The organism is Streptomyces chrestomyceticus JCM 4735 (assembly GCF_003865135.1).
Lineage (GTDB): Bacteria > Actinomycetota > Actinomycetes > Streptomycetales > Streptomycetaceae > Streptomyces > Streptomyces chrestomyceticus.
Genome location: NZ_BHZC01000001.1, coordinates 8,571,281 through 8,591,802 on the forward strand (window position 1 = coordinate 8,571,281; position 20,522 = coordinate 8,591,802).

Sequence of the window (20,522 nt, forward strand, 5' to 3'; positions counted from 1 at the left end):
CTGACGTCCCTACCGACGGCGCGCGCGGCCCGGACGCGGTGTGCGCCGGCGGATGCGTGCCCCTGCGGATTCTGCCGTTCCGACGCGGTGCGGACGCACGTCACCACGCACGACGCGGCCTCGGGTGTCCGAAATGCCCGGTCGGGCGGGCAGGGCTCCGGCGGCAACCTCGGTGGCACGCCTGCCGGGAGGGAGGGAGATTACGGCTGTGTGAAATCTACGTGCTGTTGTTCGAAACGTCCCCGATCGGGGGGCGCGGGACGGGGCGCGGACCACCGCCCCGCGCCCCGTCGCCCGCCGGTCAGCTACGCAGCGGCCCCTCGCACGTGAAGGGCGCGCTCCCGGCCCGGCCGTCGGACCAGACGTCCACGGCCCCGAAGAAGCAGTCCATGTCGGCGAGGTTGTCGGCCGCGGCGCCGGCCCGGTCCAGCAGGAAGTAGTCGACGGTCTCCGACATGTCGGTGAAGACCCGGTCGGGGTTCCGGGCGTCGGAGAGATTGGCGGTGATCCGGCCGGTGCAGGTGAAGCGGGCCCGGCCGCCCGTCTCGCCGCTGCCCGTGCAGGCGGGGGTGACGGAAGTGGCGCCGGCGAAGGCGGCCCGGACCTCGGACGCCTCGGCGAAGCGCAGCGAGGCGACCGGGTGGAAGGTGGTGCGGGGCACGTACAGGTCGCCCACCTCGGCGATCCGCGCGTCGAGGAACGCGTCGTACGCCCGCTGGAGCGCGCCGTCCGCCCCCAGCCTGCTCCGCCAGGCGTCGAACCCCTTCGGGTCGTCGGCGCGCTGGTAGCCGTACATCTCCCGGATCAGCGACGGGCGCTGCTGCCACAAGAACTCGAAGAAGGTCCCGGCGTAGTGGTAGAAGCGGAAGCCGTCACCGGCGTACGTGGCGTGCGGCAGCCGGTCGACGCTCATTCGGGGGCCGCCGCCCGCCGTGTCCGCGATGACGCCCTCGACCAGCGCTTTGCGTACCCGGATTCCGTCGTCGCGGGTGCCCCCGGCGAAGAACTCGGCGGTGCCCTCGTCCATGGCCGTGGTGAGGTCGCCGGTATACCAGGGCGCGTCACCGAAGCTGCCGGGAACGGCCCAGCGGCCGTTGAGGTAGTGGGTGTACTCGTGCCGGAACAGCTCTTCGAGGGTGAGGGTGGAGTCCTGCGGCACGCGCCGCTGGTACGTGTAGAACGTCGCCCCGTTCTCGATGTAGACGCCGCCGTTGTCGGTGCCCATACCGGTCAGCAGCGGGTGCATGATCTCGTACTCGGCACGGGACGCGTACAGGTGGACGTGCAGCGTGGCGTTGGTGTCACCGGCCAGCGGCGTGTCCGCGCCGAGCACCCGGAAGAACTGGGCCCGGACCTTCTTGCTCGCGTAGTAGAGCTGGTCGACGGTGGTCCGGTCGAGTGCCGTACGGACTTCGAGGGCGCCCCGGTCGTAGGTGTACGTGTGCGGGAAGATCTCGTTCTCGATCTGCGGGAGGCAGACGCCGTACCGCGCGCAGACGCCGTAGTAGTTCAGCCAGCCCGCCACACCGGCCCACGGGGCGCTCCGCCGGCCGAAGTTGCTCTCCGCGACGGTCAGCAATGCGCCGAGGTCGCCGACGACGGCGGGCTTGAGGGAATCGATCTGCCCGAAGCGGCCGTACTCGCCCAGGGCGTCGCGCACCGCCCAGGCGTTCACCGTCCCCTTCAGGTGCGTGTGCCCGGCGAAGGCGCGGAAGGCGGCGCGGTACGCGGCGTCGGCGGTGACGGCCGCCCGGAAGGCGGTGTCGTTGTTTCCGGGGTACACGCCGAGGTAGTTGACGGTGAGGGCGGCGAGGGCGGCACCGCCCCACGTCGGGTCCGTGGCGGTCGGCTTGCCGGGCCCCATGGTGCCGAGAGTCCGGACTATCAGCGGGAGTTGGTGCTGGCGCAGCCCTGGCGCGCTGGCCGTGGTGAGGGCTTCGCGCAGCGTCTCGGCGTTGTGCCGGGTGGGCTCGAAGGTGCGGGCCGCGGTCCCGTACGCGGCGACGGCCGCCCGCATCGCCCCGACCGTGGGCGCGTCCGTCACATCGATCTCGCCGCGCGAGAAGTCGTGGTAGACGACGGAGTGCAGGTAGGTGAACAGCTCGTAGAGGTGGGTGGCGTCCGTCGCGTCGTGCCCCGGCGCGAGCGCGCTGATCCGGCGGGACACGGCCTGTACGTGCGCCCGCGACATCACGGGGGCGAGCCGCGCGTCCCAGGTCCAGATCAGGCCGCGCAGACAGCCCTCGGCGGTGACGGCCGGGTCGGTGAGGAAGTCCGTGAGGGCGTCCGGGGTGAGGCGGGTCAGCGCGTCCAGGGTGCAGGGGGCCGTGGTACCCGGGCGGTGGGGCGCGTCGGAAGCGTCCCGCACCAGGTCGCCGGGGGTACGGCCCCGGGGGACGCGGCCGTTGCCGGGCGGCAGGTCCCGTGCGGCCGGGTCGGGGGCGTCGGCGAACCGGTCGGCCCGCTCGGTGCCGCTGCCGTCCGCCTTGTGGGGGGAGGGCGCCACGGCCGTCGCTGGGGCGACCGGTGGCCGGGCGGGTGCCGCGCCTTGGGCGGCCTGGGCCGCGGGGAGGGCGAGTCCCACCGACAGGACGGCGCTGAGCAGGCCCTTGCGCACAGTGCGTAACGGAAACACCGGCTGCTCCTGTGTAGAGGGGTGTACGGCACGTACGCGCACGTGCGGCCGCTCAACAGGCGTGCTGTGGGCGGTAGTTGGCGCCACGCGGGGCCGCTGTGCGCCCCGTAACCTAGTAATGTGACATTGCACTGACAACCCGTCGGATGCGTCTTTCGGTTCTGCTTCCCCCGGGTCCGCCGCTCCCCGCCACCGCTTTCAGGGCTGTTTTCGGGACCCCGAAGCCGTACGGGCCCGGGGCGCACGGGCCGTCCTCCGGCCACCCCGCACGGCACGCCGCCCGGCGGGCTCGTCCCCGGACCGTGCCCACAGCGACCGCACGTGCCCCAGGTGGCGCGCCATGCACGCCTCCGCCCCCGTGGCGTCGCCCGCCAGGGCCAGCTCCAGCAGTTCCAGGTGCTCCTCCGCTGACGGCAGCAGCTCGCCGCGCTCGTCGAGCCCGGTCAGCCCGTACAGGCGGGAGCGTTTGCGCAGGTCACCGACGGTCTCCACGAGCCGCGCGTTGCCCGAGAGGGCCAGGAAACCCAGGTGGAAGCGGCGGTCGGCCTCCAGATAGCCGATGAGGTCGTGGTCGCGCGCGGCACGGACGATTTCCTCGGCCAACGGGCGCAGCGCGGCCAACTGCTCGCTGGTGGCCAGCCGGACCACCCGGCCCACCGTCGGCACCTCGATCAGGGCACGGATCTCCGCGAACTGGTCCAGATCGCGCTCGCTCACCTCGGTGACCCGGAACCCCTTGTTGCGCACCGGCTCCACCAGCCCCTCGCGCGCCAGGTCGAGCATCGCTTCCCGTACGGGCGTCGCCGAGATGCCGAACCCGGCGGCCAGCGCCGGGGCGGAGTGCACGGTGCCGGGGCGCAGTTCGCCGGCGATCAGCGCGGCGCGCAGGGCGTGCGCCGCGCGGTCCCGCAACCGCTCCTGGCCGGTGATCGGTCCGAGGTGCTTCACATCGCCCCCTGGGTGGGCCCCTGACGGGGCGCCGTACCGGCGTGGACAGGAGGCCAGCGTACACAGGGTTCACGTCAACGGTGAGCTGTACAAGGGGCGTTGGGATGGGATGCCCTCAGTGCTCTCGGTTTGCCCGACGGCCTCGGCGCCCTCAGCGCCCTCAGGGCTCCCGAGGGCCCTCCTCCTTCGCTTCCGCCTCCTCCGACGGGCTGCCCTCCGTCGCGGACCGCCGGTCCGTGTCCGCCCGGCGGACGGTGAGTTCGGCGACCGCGCCGCCGTCGGGAGCGTTGGAGAAGCGCAGGGTCGTACCGAGGACGCGCGCCTGCCCGACCGCGATCGTCAGCCCGAGGCCGTGCCCGCCGCCCTTCCGGCCCTTCCCGGGCTGCGTACGGAAGCGCTGCGGGCCCTCGGCGAGCAGCTCGTCGGGGTAGCCGTCGCCGTGGTCGCGTACCGTGACGACCGGCCCGTCGACGGTCAGGACCACCGGCGGACGGCCGTGCTTGTGCGCGTTGGCGACGAGATTGCCCAGGACGCGCTCCAGCCGCCGCTGGTCGGTCTCCACCCGGCAGTCCCGTACCACCCGGACCTCCGCCGTGAGCCCGGTGGCCCGTACCGCGCGCTCGGCCAGCGGCCCCAGTCGGTGCACGTCGAGATCGGCGCGCTCCACCTCCGCGTCCAGCCGGGAGATCTCCAGCAGGTCCTCGGTCAGCCGCCGCATGGCCTGGACGCGCTCCTGCACCATCTCGGTGGGCCGCCCGGCGGGCAGCAGCTCGGCGGCCGCGTGCAGACCGGTGAGCGGGGTGCGCAGCTCATGGGCGACATCGGCGGTGAACCGCTGCTCGCTGTGCAGCTTGCTCTGCAGGCTCGCGGCCATCGCGTCGAGCGCGGCGGCCACGGCGGCGGTCTCGTCCCGCGCGTACCCCGGGCACTGGGCGCGGGGGTCGTCCACCCGCGCGTCGAGGTCGCCGTCGCTGATCCGGCGCGCCACCTGCGCGGTCCGGTGCAGCCGCCGGGTGACGCTCCTGGTGGCGTAGATGCCGACGATGAGCGTCAGGGTGATGGCGACGGCCGACGACCCGATGATGGCCTGGTCCAGCCCGCTGATGACCACCGCCCGCTGGCTGTAGTCCTGGCCGACGGCCAGCACCCGGCCGTCGGCGGGGGTCACCGCCCACATCGTCGGGCGGCCGTCACGCTCGCCGAGCTGGGTACCGCGCTCGCCCCGCCGCGCCATGTCGCGCAGCGCGGACGGCAGGCCCGGCGGGTCCAGGCCCGCGTCACGGCTGAGCGGCTCCCCGGCGACGTACGTCTCGACCACCGACTCCAGCCGGTCCAGGGCCGCGTTCCGGGCCTGCTCCTCGCTCTGCCGGCTGACCAGGACGTGGACCAGCACGCCGAGGACCGCGGCCAGGAAGCAGCACATCACCATGATGAACAGCGCGGCCTTCCACCGCAGCGTCGCCGTCCAGGAAGGCAGCCGCCGCCACCGGTGTGTGCCGGCCCTCGGTGTACCGGCGCTCACCGTGCGGCCTGCGGGGGAGCGGGGGAGGGGCACAGTGGTTCCAGTCGGTGGTTACGGGGACGCGGGCCAGAGGGAAACCCTACGTCGCATGATGTTGGCTCCCCTCCGTTGCGGCAATCCGGCGATTGCGTAACGAATGCTCATAAGCGGGTGAACGGTTTCGTCACTGCCCGTGGTGACGGCGGCCGGCTGCCTGGGCGGACCGGCCCGGTCGGCGGGCAGCAGCGGGACGCGGCCCCCGGTCGGAACCGGGGGCCGCGCCTGTCCTGCTTTCCGCGCCTGTTCGGCTCGCGTGTTCCGTGTCTCAGCCGAGCAGGTTGGTCCTGAGGTAGGTGTGCAGCTCCGCCGGAGCGCCTTCCAGCACCGCGTCGGCGACCTCGACCTCGACCACTTGCTGGCCCGGCCCGGCCACCAGGCCCACCTGGGCCGGGGCGGATTCGCCGGATGCGGAGTCGGGGCCCTGCGTGGTGCCCAGAATCGCGCCCGATTCGTCGAGCAGTACCTGAATCGTGGCCATGGCTACACGCTCCCGCCGCGCCATTGGAAGGTGACGGTCAGGGGCCCGGCATTACGGACCCGGGCCCGGTAGGAAAGGTGGTTGTTGCCGTCCAGTACTTCACCGATCTCGGTGGTGAACAAGAGTCCGTTGGGGTTGAGCGGGCGAGCCTGAATCAATTGCGGGCCGACGTCCCCGTTGCCGCCCCAGTCGAACGTCCATTCCTGTGTGGCACCCGGTGCGATGGTGCCACCTCCGGCGGTCCACGCCATGCCGTGCTCCTCGTTTCGTAGAACTCGTGCTCGGACTTCCCGGCCCGTACGCACGGGGAAGAACCCTGCGGGCGGGGCGGGACGGCCAGCGTCACGGGTGCCCGGCGGCCGGGCAAGAGGAGGGGTGAATTCATCGCGCACTTCACCGGAGAATTGGCGCAGCCGCGTGGACGCGGCGAATGCGACGGGCTGTCCGGCTACGCCCGACGAAGGAATCCGCCGCTGCCGCGCGTGACGCAGTACGGGGTGTGATGGATGCCGGAGTGCGGCGGACGTCGGGAAATGCCGTGTTCCGATTCCGGATAAGCGCGGCGCGCAAAGGCTTTCCCCAGAGCATTGCCCAGAGAAGCGGTGTCCCAGGCTCCCGGATTCTCGGATTCCTGGATTCCCGGGGGCTCAGGCGCGCGTTCGCGTCCCGGCCGGCATCGCCGCCCTCACCAGCGTCACGGCGGCGTCACGGGCGCGCAGGGCCGCGTCCGGGGTGCCGCTGATGGTGGCCGTCGTGATGGCGCCGTCGATCAGCAGCGCCAACTGCTCGGCCAGCGCGGCCGGATCGTCGGCCGGCAGTTCCCGTACGAGGCCGGAGACGTACGCGTGCACGGCGTCCTTGTGGTCGCGCGCGGCGCGGGCCACACCTTCGGAGACGGCGCCCAGCTCGCCGAACGCGTTGATGAACGCGCAGCCCCGGAAGCCCGGCGCGGTGAACCAGGTGTGCAGCCAGTCGAAGACGGCCGCCGGCGCGTCCTCGGGCGTTGCGGCGTGCTCCGTCACGTAGTCGGCCAGGGCCGCGCGCCAGCGCTCGTCGCGGTGCCGCAGGTAGGACTCCACCAGCTCGTGCTTGGAGGGGAAGGACTGGTACAGCCGCTTCAGCGACACTCCGGACGCGGCGCGGATCTCGTCCATGCCCACGGCCTGGACGCCGCGGGCGTAGAACAGTTCCTCGGCGGCGTCGAGCAGCCGTACCCGGGCTTCTTCCTGATGCACAAGGCCCTCCTGTTGTCGCCGAGAACGCTCGTTCTCTAGAGTAGCGGACGACGCGGAGAACGCCCGTTCTCCGTGTGGTTCCTCCTGCAAGGAGTCCGTCATGACGTCACGCCCCCCGCTCCCGCCGTTCGACCGGGAGAGCGCGCTCAAGAAGGTCCGGGCCGCCGAGGACGCCTGGAACACCCGCGACCCCGAACACGTGGCCCTCGCCTACACCGAGGACACGGTCTGGCGGAACCGGGACACGTTCCTCACCGGCCGCGCCGAGGTCACGGCCTTCCTCCGCGAGAAGTGGTCGCGGGAGCTGGACTACGCCCTGCGCAAGGAACTGTGGTCCTTCCAGGACGACCGGATCGCGGTGCGGTTCCAGTACGAGTTCCACGACGCCACCGGCCAGTGGTGGCGCGGCTACGGCAACGAGCTGTGGGAGTTCACCGGCGAGGGGCTGATGCGGCGCCGCGAGGCGAGCATCAACGACGTACGGATCAGCGAGGCGGAGCGGCGGATCTTCGGCCCGCGGCCGGCCGAGGAGGACCGGAGCCTCATCCCGGTCCGGTGACCTGACCTCGGGCCGATGACCTTGAGCCGCGCGGTCCTGGCGCCGTGACGCACTCCGCCCCGCCGGGAGTCCCGGCGGGGCGGAGCCGTGCGGTGGTCCGGCGCGCCGTTGACGACGACGGGCGCGCCGGGACCGGCGTCACACGGTGCTCACCGTGCTCACTTCACGTTGATCGCGGTCCACGCGGCCGCGACCGTCTTGTACTCGGTGCTGGTGGCGCCGTACAGGTCGGCGGCGGCCTTCAGCGTGCCGGTGCGGGCGCCCGCGTACTTCGTGGTGGAGGTGAAGTACGTGGTCAGCGCGCGGTACCAGATCTTCTCGGCCTTGTCGCGGCCGATGCCGGTGACCTTCGAGTTGTCGTAGGTCGGGCTGTTGTAGGTCACGCCGTTGATCGTCTTCGTGCCGCTGCCCTCGGACAGCAGGTAGAAGAAGTGGTTGGCCGGACCCGAGGAGTAGTGCACGTCGATGCCGCCCAGCGACGAGGACCAGTAGTCCTTGGACGCGCCGTCCTTGGAGGGCTTGTCCATGTAGCGCAGCGGCGTGCCGTCACCGTTGATGTCGATCTTCTCGCCGATGAGGTAGTCACCCTTGTCGACCGCGTTGTTGGCGTAGAACTCGGTCGCCGTGCCGAAGATGTCGGACGTGGCCTCGTTCAGGCCGCCGGACTCGCCGCTGTAGTTGAGCTTGGCGGTGGCGGCGGTGACGCCGTGGCTCATCTCGTGCGCGGCCACGTCCAGCGCGGTCAGCGGGTTGGCGTTGTTCTGGCCGTCGCCGTACGTCATGCAGAAGCAGGAGTCCTGCCAGAAGGCGTTGACGTAGCTGTTGCCGTAGTGGACGCGGGAGTAGGCGCCCTTGCCGTCGTTGCGGATGCCGTTGCGGCCGAGGACGTTCTTGTAGAAGTCCCAGGTGACCGCCGCGCCGTAGTGCGCGTCCACGGCCGCGGTCTGGCGGCCGCCGCCCCACTTGTCGTCGGCGTCGGTGAAGAGTGTGCCGGTGCCGGACGTGCCCTGCTTGAGGTCGTACGTCTTGTGGCCGCCGCGGGCGCCGTCGGTGAGGTTGTAGGTGCTGCCGCTCTTGGTGGTGGTGAGCGGAACGGTGCCGCTGTACGAGCTGGTACCCGTACCGGTCTCGATCGCCTCGTCCTGGAAGAGCTTGGCCCCGGTCTTCGCGTCGGTGATGACGTGCAGCTCGCTGGGCGTGCCGTCCTTCTGGACGCCGGTCACCACGGTCTCGTACGCCAGGACGGGCTTGCCGGAGGCGGCCCAGATCACCTTGCGCGGCGCGTCCTTGGCCTCGGCCTTGGTGTTCTTCTCGGCGGCGGAAGCGGACAGCGCGCTCTTCTTGGCGCTGGCGGCCGGCTGGGCGGCGTCCGTGGTGGACACGGCTATCTTGGCCTGCGTCGCCTTGTCGACCGTGCGGGTGCCGTTCTTCTTCTCGTGGACGACCAGGTCCCCGCCGAGGACCGGCAGGCCCTCGTACGTGCGCTCGTAGCGCGTGTGCACCGTGCCGTCCGCGTCCTTGATGACGTCGCGGGCGACGAGCTTCTCCTGACCGCCGAGGCCGATCTTCTGCGCGGTGCCGGCGGCTTCGGCCTGCGCGCTCTTGATCGCGGTCACTCGCTGCTGGGCGGACAGCGCGACGGCGGACGCGCCGGTCGCGGCGTCGGGCTGCGCGGTCGCCGACCCGGTCTGGACGGTGACCGCGACCATCGCGGCGGAGGCGACCAGCGCGGCGGCACGGAGGGTGTACTTGCGGGGGTGGAGGTCATGCGTCTCAACTCAGTCTCCTAGCGCGAGCCGCATGGGTGCGGCCCGAATGAGGGGGAGGGCGGGCCCTGTCGGGCCGCCCGGTGGTGCAGGAGTGAATCGAGAGGAGAGTGCCATCACCTGACCGTCCTTGTCAGGTCTTCAACAAGGATTTCACAGGGGGTTTGCCGAAATGCGGTTGTTTGTCACCGATTTCTGGTCGGTTACGGACCGCTTTTGTGAACGGTTCGTGGCGTGCGGGGTGGAGGTCGGGGGCTGTCGGGTGGCGGGTCCGCGGGTCTGCCGGTTGGCTGCTCCGTGAGTCCGCGGGGCTGCCGACCGGCCTGACGTGGTGTACGTCGCCGCCCTGCCGCATGCCGGAGGCCCGGCGCCGCCATCGGACGCCGGGCCTCCGTACCGCTACGGAACGCTGCCTCAGGAGGTGGGCAGCTTCGCCGACCAAGCGGTCACGGACAGCGTGCCGTTGTCCACTTCCTGGTCGAACGGGATCACACTGTGTCCGTTTCCGCCTCGCGGCGAGACCTGCAGGTACTTGGCGTGCGCGGTGTTCGCGCCGGTGTGCGTCCACACGAGGTCGGCGTAGGCGCTCTTGCCCGGCTTCAGCGTGACCGGGTGCACGCCCGGGTCCTTGGCGAAGTACGTGTCACCGTGCCGCGCCGTGGTCTTGATCGCCGTATGTCCGGCGCCCTCCAGTGCCAGACCCGGGTAGCCGGATATCGTGCAGGTGCTCTTGCCGACGTTCTCCATCCGCAGGTAGGTGCCCGCGTGGTTCATTCCGGCCTGGCTCCCGCCCGCGTCCGTCGTGGTGACCTTCAGCGTCCCCGGCTGGCAGGCTTCGGCGCGGGGCGCCTCCGGGCCGGCGGCGGAGGCGACGCCCGCGCTCGCTCCGGCGGCCAGGGCGGCGGCAGCGGCAACGGCGGCTGCGGTACGCAGACCACGCATGTCTGATCATCTCCCTCTTCCCCGGCATTCCGGGGAAAACGCTCGTGATGCACCCACCCGCCTGCCCCATACACGCAATTCGACACGTGCCCCGACAAGGTGGCGGGCCGGTACGGCCTTCCTTGTCCCCGTGCACTCCACCTTGCGTGCGGCCGCTGATGAACGGCTAACACTCGGCTAACGTCGCGGGGCAGCCTCGCAATGCCGGACGGGTGCCGTCCCGATCAGTTCATGGTCGACCCGATGGGAGCGTTCCCGGTGGTCAGGAAGGTGGTCACCGGGAGTGAGCCGTCCGCGCGGCGGGGTCCGTACGCGGTACGTGCGTCGGTGGACCGGAACGCGGGCGTCGCCACGCCGCGGTCCCAGTTGTTCCCGGCCGACACGGCGGAGGGGCCCACCTTGGCGGGCCGGTCGCCGTTGGCGGCGGCCAGGTTCTTCGCCAGCCGCGCCGTGCCCGTGGCGAAGTAGAAGCCCGCCTTCCGGTTGGCGTAGGCGGTGTTGCGCTGGAGGGTGGTGGCGCCGGGGTTGCTGTTCTCGGTGAAGCCGTGGAGCGTGTTGTCCCAGGCCGCGTTGTTGATCACCGTGTGCGCGGCGACCGTACCGCCGCCCCCCAGCTTGAATCCGTTGCCGTTGCCCTCGAAGGCGGGGTCCTGCCAGCGGTTCTTGCCGTTGCCGTAGGCCCAGGTGTGCTCGATGGTGACCGGACCGGCGAACTTCCACAGGTCCAGCCCGTCATCGGCGTTCTCGTACAGCCGCGCCCCCGTGATCCGGTTGCCGTGGCCCGAACCGAACTTCACGGCGATGCCGTCCGCGTTCTGGCCGTGCGTGGCCCGGTCGTAGTTGCCGTGACTGTCCAGGTTCTGTACGAGATTGTCGTTGGTGCCTTCGCCGCGCAGGGTGAAGCCCGAGTTGCCGTTGTCGGCGGTCACCAGGTTCTCGAAGACGCCGCCGGTGGAGGACGTGGCGACGAAGCCGTGCGCGGGCGACTTCTGGAAGGTGAGGTTCCGTACGGTCCAGTAGTCGCCGGATATCCCGGCCAGCCAGGACCCGGCGGGCAGTTTCGACCCGTCGATCCGCACCTTCTCGCTGCCGTACGCGGCGAGGGTGATACGGGCCGTGGGCGTGCCGTCGGCGGAGCTCTTGAGGCTGCTCGTCGGGTAGTACGTACCGCCGCGCACCTGAATGGTGGTGCCTGCGGCGGCATGCGCGACGGCGTCCTGGAGGGCCGCGGTGGTCGAGACGACGACGGCCTGGGGGGCCGCTCCGGCCGTACCGGGGGCGAGCGCGAGCCAGGCGCCTCCCGCACCGGCGGTCACGGCGACGGCGGTGGCGACGGTCAGGGTGCGGGTCCTGCGGTGGCGACCGGTGTTGCTGCGCACGGCAGTTGTTCCTCTCGTGGGGGACGGGAGCGGCGGCCGGCCGGGCTCGTCGCCCCGGGCCGCGCATGTCCTTGTCGCCGCCGGGGAGGAAAAGGTTGCCGTTTGGGGGAGGGGCGTGTGCGGGGCTGGGGCCGCGTATGGGACGCGTGCGGCGCTTGCGCTTGCCGTCGTCTCACCTTGAGACAGTGGGATTGAGCCGGTGCAGGCCCGTAGCTTCGCCGGCCGGTGTCCGTCGCCCGTCCCTGGCGTCCGTGTCCGCCCCCGTACCCGGACTTCCTCGCGGCGGAACGGCGGCACGGCGGCGCTGGGCCGCGGATCGGCAGGGATGGATACTGATCTTCATGCGTATCGACTTCGACCCCGCACAGTTCGACCGGCAAGGCTTCTACCGGCTGCTCACGGCGACCGTGGTGCCGCGGCCCATCGCCTGGGTGTCCACCGTCTCCGGCGAGGGCGTGGCCAATCTGGCCCCGCACTCCTTCTTCAACATCGCCTGCGTGGCGCCGCCCGTCCTGCAGTTCTCGGCCGTCGGACGGAAGGACTCCCTCCGCAACATCGAGGAGACCGGCCAGTTCGTCGTGAACCTCGCGCCGGAGGAACTCGCCGGTCAGATCAACGAGACGGCGACCGACTTCCCGCACGGGGTGAGCGAGTTCGACGCGGTGGGGGTGGCTCCCGAACCGAGTCTGCGGGTCAAGCCGCCGCGGGTCGCCGCCTCGCCGGTGGCCTTCGAGTGCGAACTGCACAGCACACTGCGTCTTGGTGACTCGACCGTCGTCTTCGGCCGGGTGGTGCACGCCGCTGTGGCGGAAGAGGTCATGGCCGACGGTCACCCGGAGGTCCGGAAGATGCGGCCGCTGTCCCGGCTCGGCAAGGACGAGTGGGGGACGATCGGCGACGTACGGGAGATCTCCCGTATCCGGTACGCGGATTGGCAGGGGCCGGCAGCGGGGGCCTGACGGGAGCGGGAGACTGAGCCTGGCCGGAGCCGGGGCCGGAGGCCAGGGGCCGGAGCCGGAGGCCAGGGGGCGGAGACCGGCGGTCAGAGGCCGGAGACCGGCGACCGGAGGCACGCTCGAACCGGGCGCTCGGGAGCGGGCACGGAGGGCCCAGTACCGAGCGCCCGGACCCGACAGGTGCAGGCCCCCGGCTTCGTGCGCCCGGCTCCGCGCCCCCGTCGGATCCAGCAGACGCCGGGGGAGTGGCGCGTTGCGAGTAGCGCGTTTCGACCCCCTCCCCCTTCTGTCCACTTCCGCATCACCCTGGTCTCCGAGACTCTTCAGTGACCCGGCCCGCAGACGTGGCGGGCCACCGGCCACTGGAGATGCGATGACCAGATCGACGGGCTGCCCCGCCGCGGTGCCGGAATTCCCGACGGACGCGGCACCGGAGCCCGCGGGCGCCGCTCGCGCCTCCGTGGGGCCCTTCAGCCGCCGTACGGCACTGCGCGCCGTCGCGGCGACCGCGGTCGGTACGCCGGCCCTCGCCTACGGAGGCGGCACCGCGCACGCCGCCCGAGGCGACCGGCGGCTGCGCGCCATGACGTTCAATCTCCGGTACGCCTCGGACCAGCGCCCCAACTCCTGGCCCGAACGCCGCCCGGTCATGCGGGAGTTGCTGCACCGGGTCGCGCCGCACCTGCTCGGTATGCAGGAGGGCCTCTACCACCAGTTGCAGGACATCGCGGAAGACCTCGGCGACGACTACGCCTGGCTGGGCACGGGCCGGGGCGGCGGCAGCCGCGACGAGTTCGCCACCCTCTTCTACGACGTCCACCGGCTGACCCCGGTCGAGTACGACCATTTCTGGCTCTCCGACACCCCGTACCTGATCGGTTCGGCGACGTGGGGCAACACAGTCATCCGGATGGCGACCTGGGTGCGGTTCCGGGACCTGCGTACCGGCGGTGAGTTCTACGCCCTCAACACCCACCTCGACCACCTCAACCAGTACTCCCGCGAGCGCTCCGCTGCCCTGATCACCGACCGGCTGCGCGCGCTGGACCCGGCGATCCCGCGCATCGTCACCGGCGACTTCAACGTCCCCGCCCACAACAACCCGGTGTACGACACGATGCTCGGCCGGGGCTCACTCGTGGACACCTGGGACACGGCCGATTCGCGCAGCACCCTGTACGCCACTTACCACGGCTACCGGCCGCTGGTACGGGACGGCGAACGGATCGACTGGATCCTCACGTCACCGTCGGTCCGCACCCACCGCGCCGTGATCGACACGTTCTCCGAGGGCGGTCAGTTCCCCAGCGATCACTTGCCGGTGCGCGCGCTGCTGGAGTTGCCCGAGGCCCCCAAGGGCTGACCGGCCTCGTCACCGCCGCCGCCATTCCCGTTGCCGCCGCTGCGGCCCCGTATGTGAAGTCCGGCCAGCAGGTCGTGCGTCGCGGCCGTCACCGCGTCCACGGCCTGCTCGAACACCTCCCGGTTGTGCGCGGCCGGCGCGCGGAACCCGGAGACCTTGCGTACGTACTGGAGGGCCGCGGCCCGTATGTCGTCCTCGGTGACGTCGGGCGTGGCCGGGGGCCTGAGCGTCTTGATGCTTCGGCACATGTCTCCAGTGTGCCTCCCCGGCCCGGCCGGGGCAGGCGTTTCACCCCACTCAATCAAACATGTGCTCGAAATAGCGTCCCGCCGTTCTCGTCCCTTCCTTCCTCTGCTGGAATGCCGACATGAACGATCAGGATCACGCACGGCTGCCCTCCGCCCCCTCCTCCGACTCCGAGCGCTCACCGGGCCTTCAGAATCTTCAGGACCTCGACCCGGCTGTCCGCAGCCGCCTGGCCACCGAGCGGATCGTCTGGCTGTGCACACTGCGCCGGAACGGTTCGCCGCACGTCACGCCCGTCTGGTTCGTCTTCGTACGCGGCACGTGGTGGATCGGCGCGGACCGCGCCTCGGTGAAGCTGCGCAACATCGAGAACGACCCGCGGATCTCGCTGGCCCTGGAGGGCGGCGAGGCCCCGGTCGTGGCGGAGGGGCGCGCCCGGATATGGCACGTGACGCCAGGCGCCGCGGCCGCTCCGGACGCCGAACCGGCCCCCGAGGCCGCACCCACACCGTCCGCCACAGCCGCCGCGCCGTCCGACCCCGCCGCGCCCGTACCCGTACCCTCCGACGTCGTCACCGCCTTCCTCGCGAAGTACGACTGGGACGTGACCGCCACACCCCCGTCGGCCTCGGGACGCTCGGGCCGGGTGCTCTTCGAGGTGCCGGTCGACCGCTGGCTGCTGGCCGGAACGGCCCAGTAGCGGCCGGTGGGCCCGGCAGAGGACGCTCTCCTCCTACTCCAGCCCGGTGACCCGGAGCGTGATGTTGAGGCGCCCGCTCGCCAGCCCCGTCGCGGGGTCGCCGGTCCCCGGACGTACCTTCGTCACCCCGTGGTAGGCGAACCGCGACGGTCCGCCGAACACGAACAGATCGCCGGAAGCCAGCTCGATGTCGGTGTAGGGACGCCCGCGGGACTCGGTGTTGCCGAAGCGGAAGACGCAGGTGTCGCCGATGCTGAGCGAGACGACCGGGTCGCCGGACCGCTCGTCCTTGTCCTGGTGCATCCCCATCGTGGCCCGGTCGTCGTAGAAGTTGATCAGAGCGGTGTCCGGCGTGTAGCCGTCCCCGGCGGCCGTGTCCTCGTACGCGTCGGCCAGCGCCGCCCGCCCCAGCTCCACCAGCCAGTCCGGGAACGCGGCGACGCGGGCGCCGTTGACGTCGTCGGCGGTGCGCCGGTACGTGTACGGCTGCCAGTGCCAGCCGAGGCACACCGTCTGTACGGACATGACGCCGCCGCGCGGCAGCCGGGTGTGCCGGAGCGGAACCGGCCCCCGTGCCCAGTCACGGCAGGCGGCGACCAGCTCCCGCTGGCGCTCCAGGGACAGCCAGCCCGGCACGTGCACCGCGCCCGGCGCGGGCCGGGACCGTACCCGTTCCGGACCGCCGAAGCCGGGCAAGGGCATGTCCACAACAACCTCACTCCCGGTCCTGGCTCGGTACCGACCCTGACCTCGGTCCTGGTCCTGGCCCCGCCCCGCACGCCCCATTTTCCCTCACCGGCACCATCGGCTACTCCGCGGGCTCCACAGCCTCTGCAGCCTCTCCGGTCTCCCCAGCCCCCGCCGCCTCCACCGGCTCCGCGATCAGCGCGGTGGCGATTCGCCGGAAACCGAGCCGCTCGTAGATCCGTGCCACATCGTCGTTGTTCGCCGCCAGGAACACCGTACGGACCCCCCGCTCACGGGCGTCGGCCACCAGCGCGGCGGTCACCGCGAGGCCCAGACCGCGACGGCGGGCGCTGGGAAGCGTCCCCACGCCGACGATCTCGCTGACCGCGCCGACCGGCTGATGCTGGCCGGCGCACAGGGCGACGCCGTCCTCCTCCGCCACCGCCACGGCGGTGTACCCGTCCCGTATGCGCTCCGCCACGACGTCCACCGACCCGTCCTCGGCGAGCTGCCGGGCCGCCTCCGCCAGCTCGCGGGTGCCCGCCGCGCCCACCTGGGTGTCGGGCTGCGCGAAGGCGACGTACGGTACGGCGAGGGCGTACGGCAGCGCCGGGTCACCGTCCTCGATCACCCGGACGCACACCGCCTCCCCGGCCCCACCAGCAGCTCCCGCCCCAACTGCACCCGCAGCCCCCGATGCCGCCCCCGTCCCCTCCTCTTCCGCTGCCCGCCCCTGCTCAGATCCAGGGCGAGCAGCGGGTGCTCATGCACCACCAGCCCCGATTCCTCCACCGCGGCGCGCAGGTGCGGCGAGTTCTCGGCCACCCACTCGAAGTTCTCCGGCACGCCCAGCTCCCGCTGCCGGTCCCGGACCCGCTCCACCTCGGCGGTGGTCACCGCGTCCCCCGTGCGTCCGAGAGCGGGCCGCGCGTAGTACGGCCAGCCCCGGCCGTCGCGTACGAAGAGGGTCAGCGTCCCGAAGTCCTCGGCGCGGGCGGCGCTGCGCGGAACGGCGTCGTAGTACTCCTCGATCCGGCCGAGCAACTGCTCCAGCAGCAGGTCGGCGTCGCGGTTCTCGTCCATCTCGGCAGCGTTCACGCCCGCATCCAAGCAGCGGTACGCCCCGCACCGCCAATGGTTTCCGATCACGCGCCGTCGCGGCTTTCCCTTCCGCCGACCTCGCGTCGGCGGCCTGCGGTCGGCTCAGACGGCAGCCTCGACGACACCTCTGCGGGCCGCCAGCGTCCATATCTCCAGCAGCCGCGCATACTCCGCACGGTCCTCGGCCGTCCACGACCGGCCGCGGCGGGCACGCACGAACCGCCGGATCGCTTCGTTCGCGTCGGCCGCAGCTACGGGCGCGCCCGTGCATGGGGGAGGAGTTGGGGACATGCCGTACATGCTAGGGGCGGCCACTGACAACGTCCCCTCCCCGAAGTCCCCCCGCCCGCCGCATCGCTGCACCGGCAACGGCACGTGCACCGTACGCAGGCGGCTGACCTGCCATGACCGTTACATGCCCGGCGTGCGGGATTCTCCATATGTGTCCAGACCCACACCCTCTGCCCACGCTCCGTCCACGTTCCGCCACACCCATGAGCCGAACGGGTGACCCCAACGTCCCCTCGCTCCCGTCCCTTTCCGTCCCCGCCGAAGCCCCCACCGGCCCCTGGCGCCCCATCAACCGCCAGCACCCTTTCCCCAGCCACCGTCTGCCCCGCCCCAACCACCCCTCCGCACGCTCCCCTCTCTCTTCCCTGCCCGCCCCGTCCCCTCCCTTCCTCTGTTAGGCCAACCGGGTAAATCGGGAGAAAAGGCGCGTTTCTCCTTTCATATGACCGATCGCCGAGGGTTGAATCGAAGCGTCAGTCACTCTCAGCACGCCTCAAAGGAGGATGTTGGTATGCGTTCTGTCATGCGTCCGCTCTTCGTCGGCCTCGCGGTGGTGGGCCTGTCCGCCGCCGGCGTCGTTGCGGCCCAGGCCCACGGTCACGACGACGACTACGTCAACATCAGCAAGTACACCAACGCGCCGAGCTTCGCCTCGCACAACTGGGGCAGCGGCAACTGGAACTCGGCAGCCCGATTCGGGGACCTGGACCAGGACTGATGGCTCCAGCGCCTTGATGGCGGGCACATCCGGCATCCCACCGGGTGTGCCTGCCGGCACGCGGAAGGTCCGGGCGAGGCGCCTCTCCCGCCTCGCCCGCCGATCCGTGTCCGGCCGCGCGCCGTTGTGCCCGCCCGTACCCTTCGTGCCCACCCGTGCCCGTCCGATCCCGAGGACGTCGGCCCCATGGCGAATGACGCCGAAACTCCCGAGCAGCAGATCGTGCTGCTGCAAGCGCGGCTGCAGCACGCGCAGTCCGAGCTCGCGCAACTCGCCCACCGGCGGGACGAGCTCGAATCCGCGCTGAAGTACGTGCTCGACAAGGCGGGCGGCACCGTGACCGTCACCCGGCAGGACCGCGACCGCCTGCGCGCCGTCGCCCGCGTACACGTACGGCAGGAACCCTCCGACGGCAGTTGGCACTACGAACTGCGCTGAACCGACCCCGTCCCCGGTTCCGCGGACGCCGGTTCACGTATTCTCCTGCCCCGTCTCCTTTCAACGGCTCCGAAATGGGTATCACACAGAAAACCCACCCCACTGTGTGCCTCGGAGCCGCGGATGCAGCATGACCTGCCCATGCCCGGAGACATAGGTCTCACCCGAATCAACGGCGATGTGGGACGCTTGATCCGTATCGGCCAGTGGCTGAACGGAAACGGATTCGGCGATTACCAGCACGCCTTCCTCGTACTGCCCGGCGAAATGCTGATCGAAGCCGAACCCGGCGGCGCGACCATCCGTTCCCTGTCGGCCTACGACGGTGTGGATGTCCTCTATGTGCGCCCGGAAGGGCTCACCGACGCCCGGCGCAACGCGATATGCGCCGTGGGCCGCGGTTACGAGGGTGTCCCGTACAGCTTCCTCGACTACCTCGCCATCGCCGTGCACCGGCTGCACCTGCCCTTCCCTGGACTTCGGCGCTACGTCGCGTCCACCGGCCACATGATCTGCTCCCAACTCGTCGACCAGAGCTACCAGAACGCCGGAGTCCGGCTCTTCGACGACGGCCGCTGGTCGGGCTATGTGACCCCCATGGCCTTGTACCAACTCCTGGCTCGATGATCCCTCGCCGCACCACCGAAAGCGTCTTCCGGTAACGTCACTCGGCGTCCCTTCCCACCGATTCCGGTGCAGGCTCACGGGGTGATGAAGCGTCACCTCGTCTCGACGAAAGACGTCATCGGTGATTGAAGCATCGGTCGGTGCGGTGCCCGGCCTCGTTCCGGCATTCGTCATCACCACCCTCTTACTGGCCGTTCCGGTCGGACTCGTCACCAAGTCACGTGGCCATTCCGTCGTTCAGCCGATGCTGTTCACCACAGCACTGGCCGGCGTACTCACCGTGACGTTGATGCCGGGGTTCCGCGGCGCCGAAGCGTCCGGCGCCTGCGACCGTGGTCTTCCCGGAACTGCCTTCCTGGCCTCCGAATCAGCCCAGTTGAACGTCCTGCTGTTCGTCCCGCTGTGCTTTCTGGCGGTACTTCTCTTCCGGCGCCCGGTACTCGTACTCGCCGGGACAGTGCTATTGACCAGCGGGATAGAACTCGCCCAGGGCATCTGCCCCTGGGCCGCGCGTGCAGCTACGACGACGTCAAGGCGAATGCCCTGGGCGGCATCATCGGCCTGACCCTGGGCTGCCTCTGCCGCTACCTCCTCCCACGGGACGGCCGACGCCGATCCCCCTTCACCCGGCGAGACACGCTGTGGGGCCTCGGCACGGTCGTCGCAAGCGCCTGCGCCGTCGCGACGGCGTTTCCCGCCACCCTCACCATCGAGGACTACGAGGCGACGACCTACCGTTCGAGATCCGCATTCGGCAACACCGACGAGATGCGGCAGTGGTTCGCCGGCACCGTGACGCAACTGCTGGGCGCGCAGGCCAACGGCAGTACAGCGATCCACAAACCGGAGAACAGCCGGCAACAGTGGCTCCTGCGAGCCGACACCGACCGCGGATCCGTCGTGGCCACATGGCCGGACCGCAAGCTCATGGAACTCAGCACAGCCAGCCACCAGCCCGAAGCAGGCGCCCCCTTCCCACCGCGCCCCTCCCCGACGCGGAGCTACGAAAGTCGGCGGAACGATTCGCCCGCACCTGGTTCCCCACGGAAACGGCTGACGCCGCCGCCAGATTCGAGCACCCGAGAAACGCCCCGGACACTCGCCTGCTCAGCTACCGCCACTACGACCACGGCGTCATGGCCCCCATGCGTATCGACATCGTCGTATCGACGACCGGACGCATCACGCGCCTGACCACCAAGGCCCTCCCCGGGACTCGGCACGCCCTTGAAGCGACCACCGTCCCCATTCCACCCAGCCAACTTAGGCTCCCCAACCTCTCCCCGTGCCCACGCAACGGGAGGCGAACGCCCATGCCCGCAACCAACAGCAGCGCACCGCACATTCAGGGCCACACGGAATGGGTGCCACCGCCACCCGCTCAACCTCCTGCTGGTCCGGCTGCGACTGCTCAGCGTCGCTTACCGCGCGGCGGCCGCACCACTGCCCGAGGAGGCGTGTCTCGACCAGCGGGAGCCGAACAACGCCCCCCAAGACCCTCGACGGAGTCACGCACTGGCTTTCTCGCCTGAAGAGAGGGTCAGTCCAGGTCGTAGGCGGTCTCGTGCTTCGTCTGGTACAGCCCGATCGTGCCCGCTCCTGGAACTGCCAAGGTGGTGACTCGTCCCCAACGCTGCTCGGCGATAGCCGTGGTGAACTCGACGCCCTTGGCTTCCAGGCCCGCGACCGTGGCGTCGAGGTCGTCGCACATCAGGAGCTTCGCCTTGATGAGGAGGTCCGGCTCGAAAGGCTCGGTGGTCTCGCGCACCGCGGAGTGGACGAGGAGACGTCCGAACAGGCGTTGCCCCGGAACCCCGGGTGGCCGGCTCGGGTCGGTCACGATGCGGCGCCAGCCGTTGTGTGGCCGGTGCACAAGCGGCCTGCCCCGGCTC

At 70.9% G+C, this 20,522-nt stretch carries 23 protein-coding genes; 8 read left to right on the forward strand and 15 right to left on the reverse strand.

Features of this window, described 5'->3' with window-relative positions:
- Nucleotides 1-301 precede the first annotated feature (301 nt).
- The 6 genes from EJG53_RS36950 to EJG53_RS36975 all read right to left on the reverse strand — a co-directional run bounded on the left by EJG53_RS36950 (nucleotide 302) and on the right by EJG53_RS36975 (nucleotide 6,857).
- Nucleotides 302-2,635, reverse strand: coding sequence for a collagenase (locus EJG53_RS36950; protein ID WP_125048524.1), 2,334 nt, complete (start codon nucleotides 2,633-2,635; stop codon nucleotides 302-304).
- A 198-nt stretch (nucleotides 2,636-2,833) separates the two neighbouring features.
- Nucleotides 2,834-3,583 carry a GntR family transcriptional regulator gene (locus EJG53_RS36955; RefSeq protein ID WP_244955493.1) on the reverse strand — a complete coding sequence of 250 codons (750 nt, stop codon included), beginning with the start codon at nucleotides 3,581-3,583 and terminating at the stop codon, nucleotides 2,834-2,836.
- Between the two features lie 160 nt (nucleotides 3,584-3,743).
- Nucleotides 3,744-5,105, reverse strand: a complete 1,362-nt coding sequence (locus EJG53_RS36960; RefSeq protein WP_371858770.1) for an ATP-binding protein — start codon at nucleotides 5,103-5,105, stop codon at nucleotides 3,744-3,746.
- Between the two features lie 304 nt (nucleotides 5,106-5,409).
- On the reverse strand, nucleotides 5,410-5,622 hold the full coding sequence (locus EJG53_RS36965) for a hypothetical protein (RefSeq protein WP_125048525.1): 213 nt from the start codon (nucleotides 5,620-5,622) through the stop codon (nucleotides 5,410-5,412).
- A gap of 2 nt (nucleotides 5,623-5,624) precedes the next feature.
- On the reverse strand, nucleotides 5,625-5,873 hold the full coding sequence (locus EJG53_RS36970) for a hypothetical protein (protein WP_030021841.1): 249 nt from the start codon (nucleotides 5,871-5,873) through the stop codon (nucleotides 5,625-5,627).
- A gap of 396 nt (nucleotides 5,874-6,269) precedes the next feature.
- Nucleotides 6,270-6,857, reverse strand: a complete 588-nt coding sequence (locus tag EJG53_RS36975) for a TetR/AcrR family transcriptional regulator (protein WP_125048526.1) — start codon at nucleotides 6,855-6,857, stop codon at nucleotides 6,270-6,272.
- Nucleotides 6,858-6,957: 100 nt separating this feature from the next.
- Here EJG53_RS36975 and EJG53_RS36980 point away from each other — a divergent pair, with 100 nt between their 5' ends.
- Nucleotides 6,958-7,416 (forward strand): nuclear transport factor 2 family protein, encoded by a 459-nt coding sequence (locus tag EJG53_RS36980; protein WP_125048527.1) that lies wholly within the window; start codon nucleotides 6,958-6,960, stop codon nucleotides 7,414-7,416.
- A gap of 158 nt (nucleotides 7,417-7,574) precedes the next feature.
- Here EJG53_RS36980 and EJG53_RS36985 read toward each other — a convergent pair whose 3' ends face one another.
- The 3 genes from EJG53_RS36985 to EJG53_RS36995 form a co-directional block, all read right to left on the reverse strand.
- Entirely contained in the window at nucleotides 7,575-9,125 is a 1,551-nt protein-coding gene (locus tag EJG53_RS36985) for a M4 family metallopeptidase (RefSeq protein WP_244955494.1), read from the reverse strand.
- 471 nt (nucleotides 9,126-9,596) lie between these two features.
- Complete coding sequence (locus EJG53_RS36990) at nucleotides 9,597-10,124, reverse strand: DUF4232 domain-containing protein (RefSeq protein WP_125048529.1); 528 nt, start codon at nucleotides 10,122-10,124, stop codon at nucleotides 9,597-9,599.
- Nucleotides 10,125-10,348: 224 nt separating this feature from the next.
- Nucleotides 10,349-11,503 (reverse strand): right-handed parallel beta-helix repeat-containing protein, encoded by a 1,155-nt coding sequence (locus EJG53_RS36995; protein WP_125048530.1) that lies wholly within the window; start codon nucleotides 11,501-11,503, stop codon nucleotides 10,349-10,351.
- Nucleotides 11,504-11,844: 341 nt separating this feature from the next.
- On the opposite strand from EJG53_RS36995, the gene EJG53_RS37000 reads away from it, so the two are divergent.
- Nucleotides 11,845-12,462 carry a flavin reductase family protein gene (locus tag EJG53_RS37000; protein WP_125048531.1) on the forward strand — a complete coding sequence of 206 codons (618 nt, stop codon included), beginning with the start codon at nucleotides 11,845-11,847 and terminating at the stop codon, nucleotides 12,460-12,462.
- Nucleotides 12,463-12,832: 370 nt separating this feature from the next.
- Nucleotides 12,833-13,822, forward strand: a complete 990-nt coding sequence (locus tag EJG53_RS37005; RefSeq protein ID WP_125048532.1) for an endonuclease/exonuclease/phosphatase family protein — start codon at nucleotides 12,833-12,835, stop codon at nucleotides 13,820-13,822.
- On the opposite strand, the gene EJG53_RS37010 is transcribed toward EJG53_RS37005, so the two are convergent.
- Nucleotides 13,771-14,070 (reverse strand): DUF2277 domain-containing protein, encoded by a 300-nt coding sequence (locus EJG53_RS37010; protein WP_244955495.1) that lies wholly within the window; start codon nucleotides 14,068-14,070, stop codon nucleotides 13,771-13,773. The genes EJG53_RS37005 and EJG53_RS37010 overlap by 52 nt on opposite strands.
- A 119-nt stretch (nucleotides 14,071-14,189) precedes the next feature.
- Here EJG53_RS37010 and EJG53_RS37015 point away from each other — a divergent pair, with 119 nt between their 5' ends.
- Entirely contained in the window at nucleotides 14,190-14,768 is a 579-nt protein-coding gene (locus EJG53_RS37015; protein WP_125048533.1) for a pyridoxamine 5'-phosphate oxidase family protein, read from the forward strand.
- A 33-nt stretch (nucleotides 14,769-14,801) separates the two neighbouring features.
- Here the strand turns inward: EJG53_RS37015 and EJG53_RS37020 are convergent, their stop codons facing one another.
- The 4 genes from EJG53_RS37020 to EJG53_RS37035 all read right to left on the reverse strand — a co-directional run bounded on the left by EJG53_RS37020 (nucleotide 14,802) and on the right by EJG53_RS37035 (nucleotide 16,847).
- Nucleotides 14,802-15,470, reverse strand: a complete 669-nt coding sequence (locus EJG53_RS37020) for an alpha-ketoglutarate-dependent dioxygenase AlkB family protein (protein ID WP_125048534.1) — start codon at nucleotides 15,468-15,470, stop codon at nucleotides 14,802-14,804.
- Between the two features lie 106 nt (nucleotides 15,471-15,576).
- Complete coding sequence (locus tag EJG53_RS43700) at nucleotides 15,577-16,086, reverse strand: GNAT family N-acetyltransferase (RefSeq protein ID WP_307721709.1); 510 nt, start codon at nucleotides 16,084-16,086, stop codon at nucleotides 15,577-15,579.
- On the reverse strand, nucleotides 16,083-16,553 hold the full coding sequence (locus tag EJG53_RS43705; RefSeq protein ID WP_307721710.1) for a hypothetical protein: 471 nt from the start codon (nucleotides 16,551-16,553) through the stop codon (nucleotides 16,083-16,085). The genes EJG53_RS43700 and EJG53_RS43705 overlap by 4 nt, the downstream gene beginning before the upstream one ends.
- A 105-nt stretch (nucleotides 16,554-16,658) precedes the next feature.
- Entirely contained in the window at nucleotides 16,659-16,847 is a 189-nt protein-coding gene (locus tag EJG53_RS37035; RefSeq protein WP_125048536.1) for a hypothetical protein, read from the reverse strand.
- A gap of 511 nt (nucleotides 16,848-17,358) precedes the next feature.
- Between EJG53_RS37035 and EJG53_RS37040 the strand changes: the two genes are divergently transcribed.
- From EJG53_RS37040 to EJG53_RS37055, 4 genes are all read left to right on the forward strand, one after another.
- Entirely contained in the window at nucleotides 17,359-17,565 is a 207-nt protein-coding gene (locus EJG53_RS37040; protein WP_125048537.1) for a hypothetical protein, read from the forward strand.
- A 186-nt stretch (nucleotides 17,566-17,751) separates the two neighbouring features.
- A complete protein-coding gene (locus EJG53_RS37045; protein WP_125048538.1) occupies nucleotides 17,752-18,003 on the forward strand; it encodes a hypothetical protein in 252 nt (83 codons plus the stop codon).
- A 123-nt stretch (nucleotides 18,004-18,126) separates the two neighbouring features.
- Nucleotides 18,127-18,630 (forward strand): hypothetical protein, encoded by a 504-nt coding sequence (locus tag EJG53_RS37050; RefSeq protein WP_125048539.1) that lies wholly within the window; start codon nucleotides 18,127-18,129, stop codon nucleotides 18,628-18,630.
- 121 nt (nucleotides 18,631-18,751) lie between these two features.
- The gene (locus tag EJG53_RS37055; protein ID WP_125048540.1) at nucleotides 18,752-19,195 is read left to right on the forward strand and encodes a VanZ family protein; all 444 of its coding nucleotides are present in this window, start codon (nucleotides 18,752-18,754) and stop codon (nucleotides 19,193-19,195) included.
- A 975-nt stretch (nucleotides 19,196-20,170) separates the two neighbouring features.
- On the opposite strand, the gene EJG53_RS37060 is transcribed toward EJG53_RS37055, so the two are convergent.
- The gene (locus tag EJG53_RS37060) at nucleotides 20,171-20,470 is read right to left on the reverse strand and encodes a VOC family protein (RefSeq protein WP_125048541.1); all 300 of its coding nucleotides are present in this window, start codon (nucleotides 20,468-20,470) and stop codon (nucleotides 20,171-20,173) included.
- Nucleotides 20,471-20,522 lie beyond the last annotated feature (52 nt).

Bases quoted from the DNA above. Each gene is read 5' to 3' on its own strand.
- EJG53_RS37040 (WP_125048537.1), top strand. From the start codon at position 17,359: ATGCGTTCTGTCATGCGTCCGCTCTTCGTCGGCCTCGCGGTGGTGGGC.
- EJG53_RS36980 (WP_125048527.1), top strand. From the start codon at position 6,958: ATGACGTCACGCCCCCCGCTCCCGCCGTTCGACCGGGAGAGCGCGCTC.
- EJG53_RS37050 (WP_125048539.1), top strand. From the start codon at position 18,127: ATGCAGCATGACCTGCCCATGCCCGGAGACATAGGTCTCACCCGAATC.
- EJG53_RS37015 (WP_125048533.1), top strand. From the start codon at position 14,190: ATGAACGATCAGGATCACGCACGGCTGCCCTCCGCCCCCTCCTCCGAC.
- EJG53_RS36970 (WP_030021841.1), bottom strand. From the start codon at position 5,873: ATGGCGTGGACCGCCGGAGGTGGCACCATCGCACCGGGTGCCACACAG.
- EJG53_RS37000 (WP_125048531.1), top strand. From the start codon at position 11,845: ATGCGTATCGACTTCGACCCCGCACAGTTCGACCGGCAAGGCTTCTAC.
- EJG53_RS37010 (WP_244955495.1), bottom strand. From the start codon at position 14,070: ATGTGCCGAAGCATCAAGACGCTCAGGCCCCCGGCCACGCCCGACGTC.
- EJG53_RS37020 (WP_125048534.1), bottom strand. From the start codon at position 15,470: ATGCCCTTGCCCGGCTTCGGCGGTCCGGAACGGGTACGGTCCCGGCCC.
- EJG53_RS36985 (WP_244955494.1), bottom strand. From the start codon at position 9,125: ATGGTCGCGGTCACCGTCCAGACCGGGTCGGCGACCGCGCAGCCCGAC.
- EJG53_RS37035 (WP_125048536.1), bottom strand. From the start codon at position 16,847: ATGTCCCCAACTCCTCCCCCATGCACGGGCGCGCCCGTAGCTGCGGCC.
- EJG53_RS36965 (WP_125048525.1), bottom strand. From the start codon at position 5,622: ATGGCCACGATTCAGGTACTGCTCGACGAATCGGGCGCGATTCTGGGC.
- EJG53_RS37005 (WP_125048532.1), top strand. From the start codon at position 12,833: ATGACCAGATCGACGGGCTGCCCCGCCGCGGTGCCGGAATTCCCGACG.
- EJG53_RS37045 (WP_125048538.1), top strand. From the start codon at position 17,752: ATGGCGAATGACGCCGAAACTCCCGAGCAGCAGATCGTGCTGCTGCAA.
- EJG53_RS36990 (WP_125048529.1), bottom strand. From the start codon at position 10,124: ATGCGTGGTCTGCGTACCGCAGCCGCCGTTGCCGCTGCCGCCGCCCTG.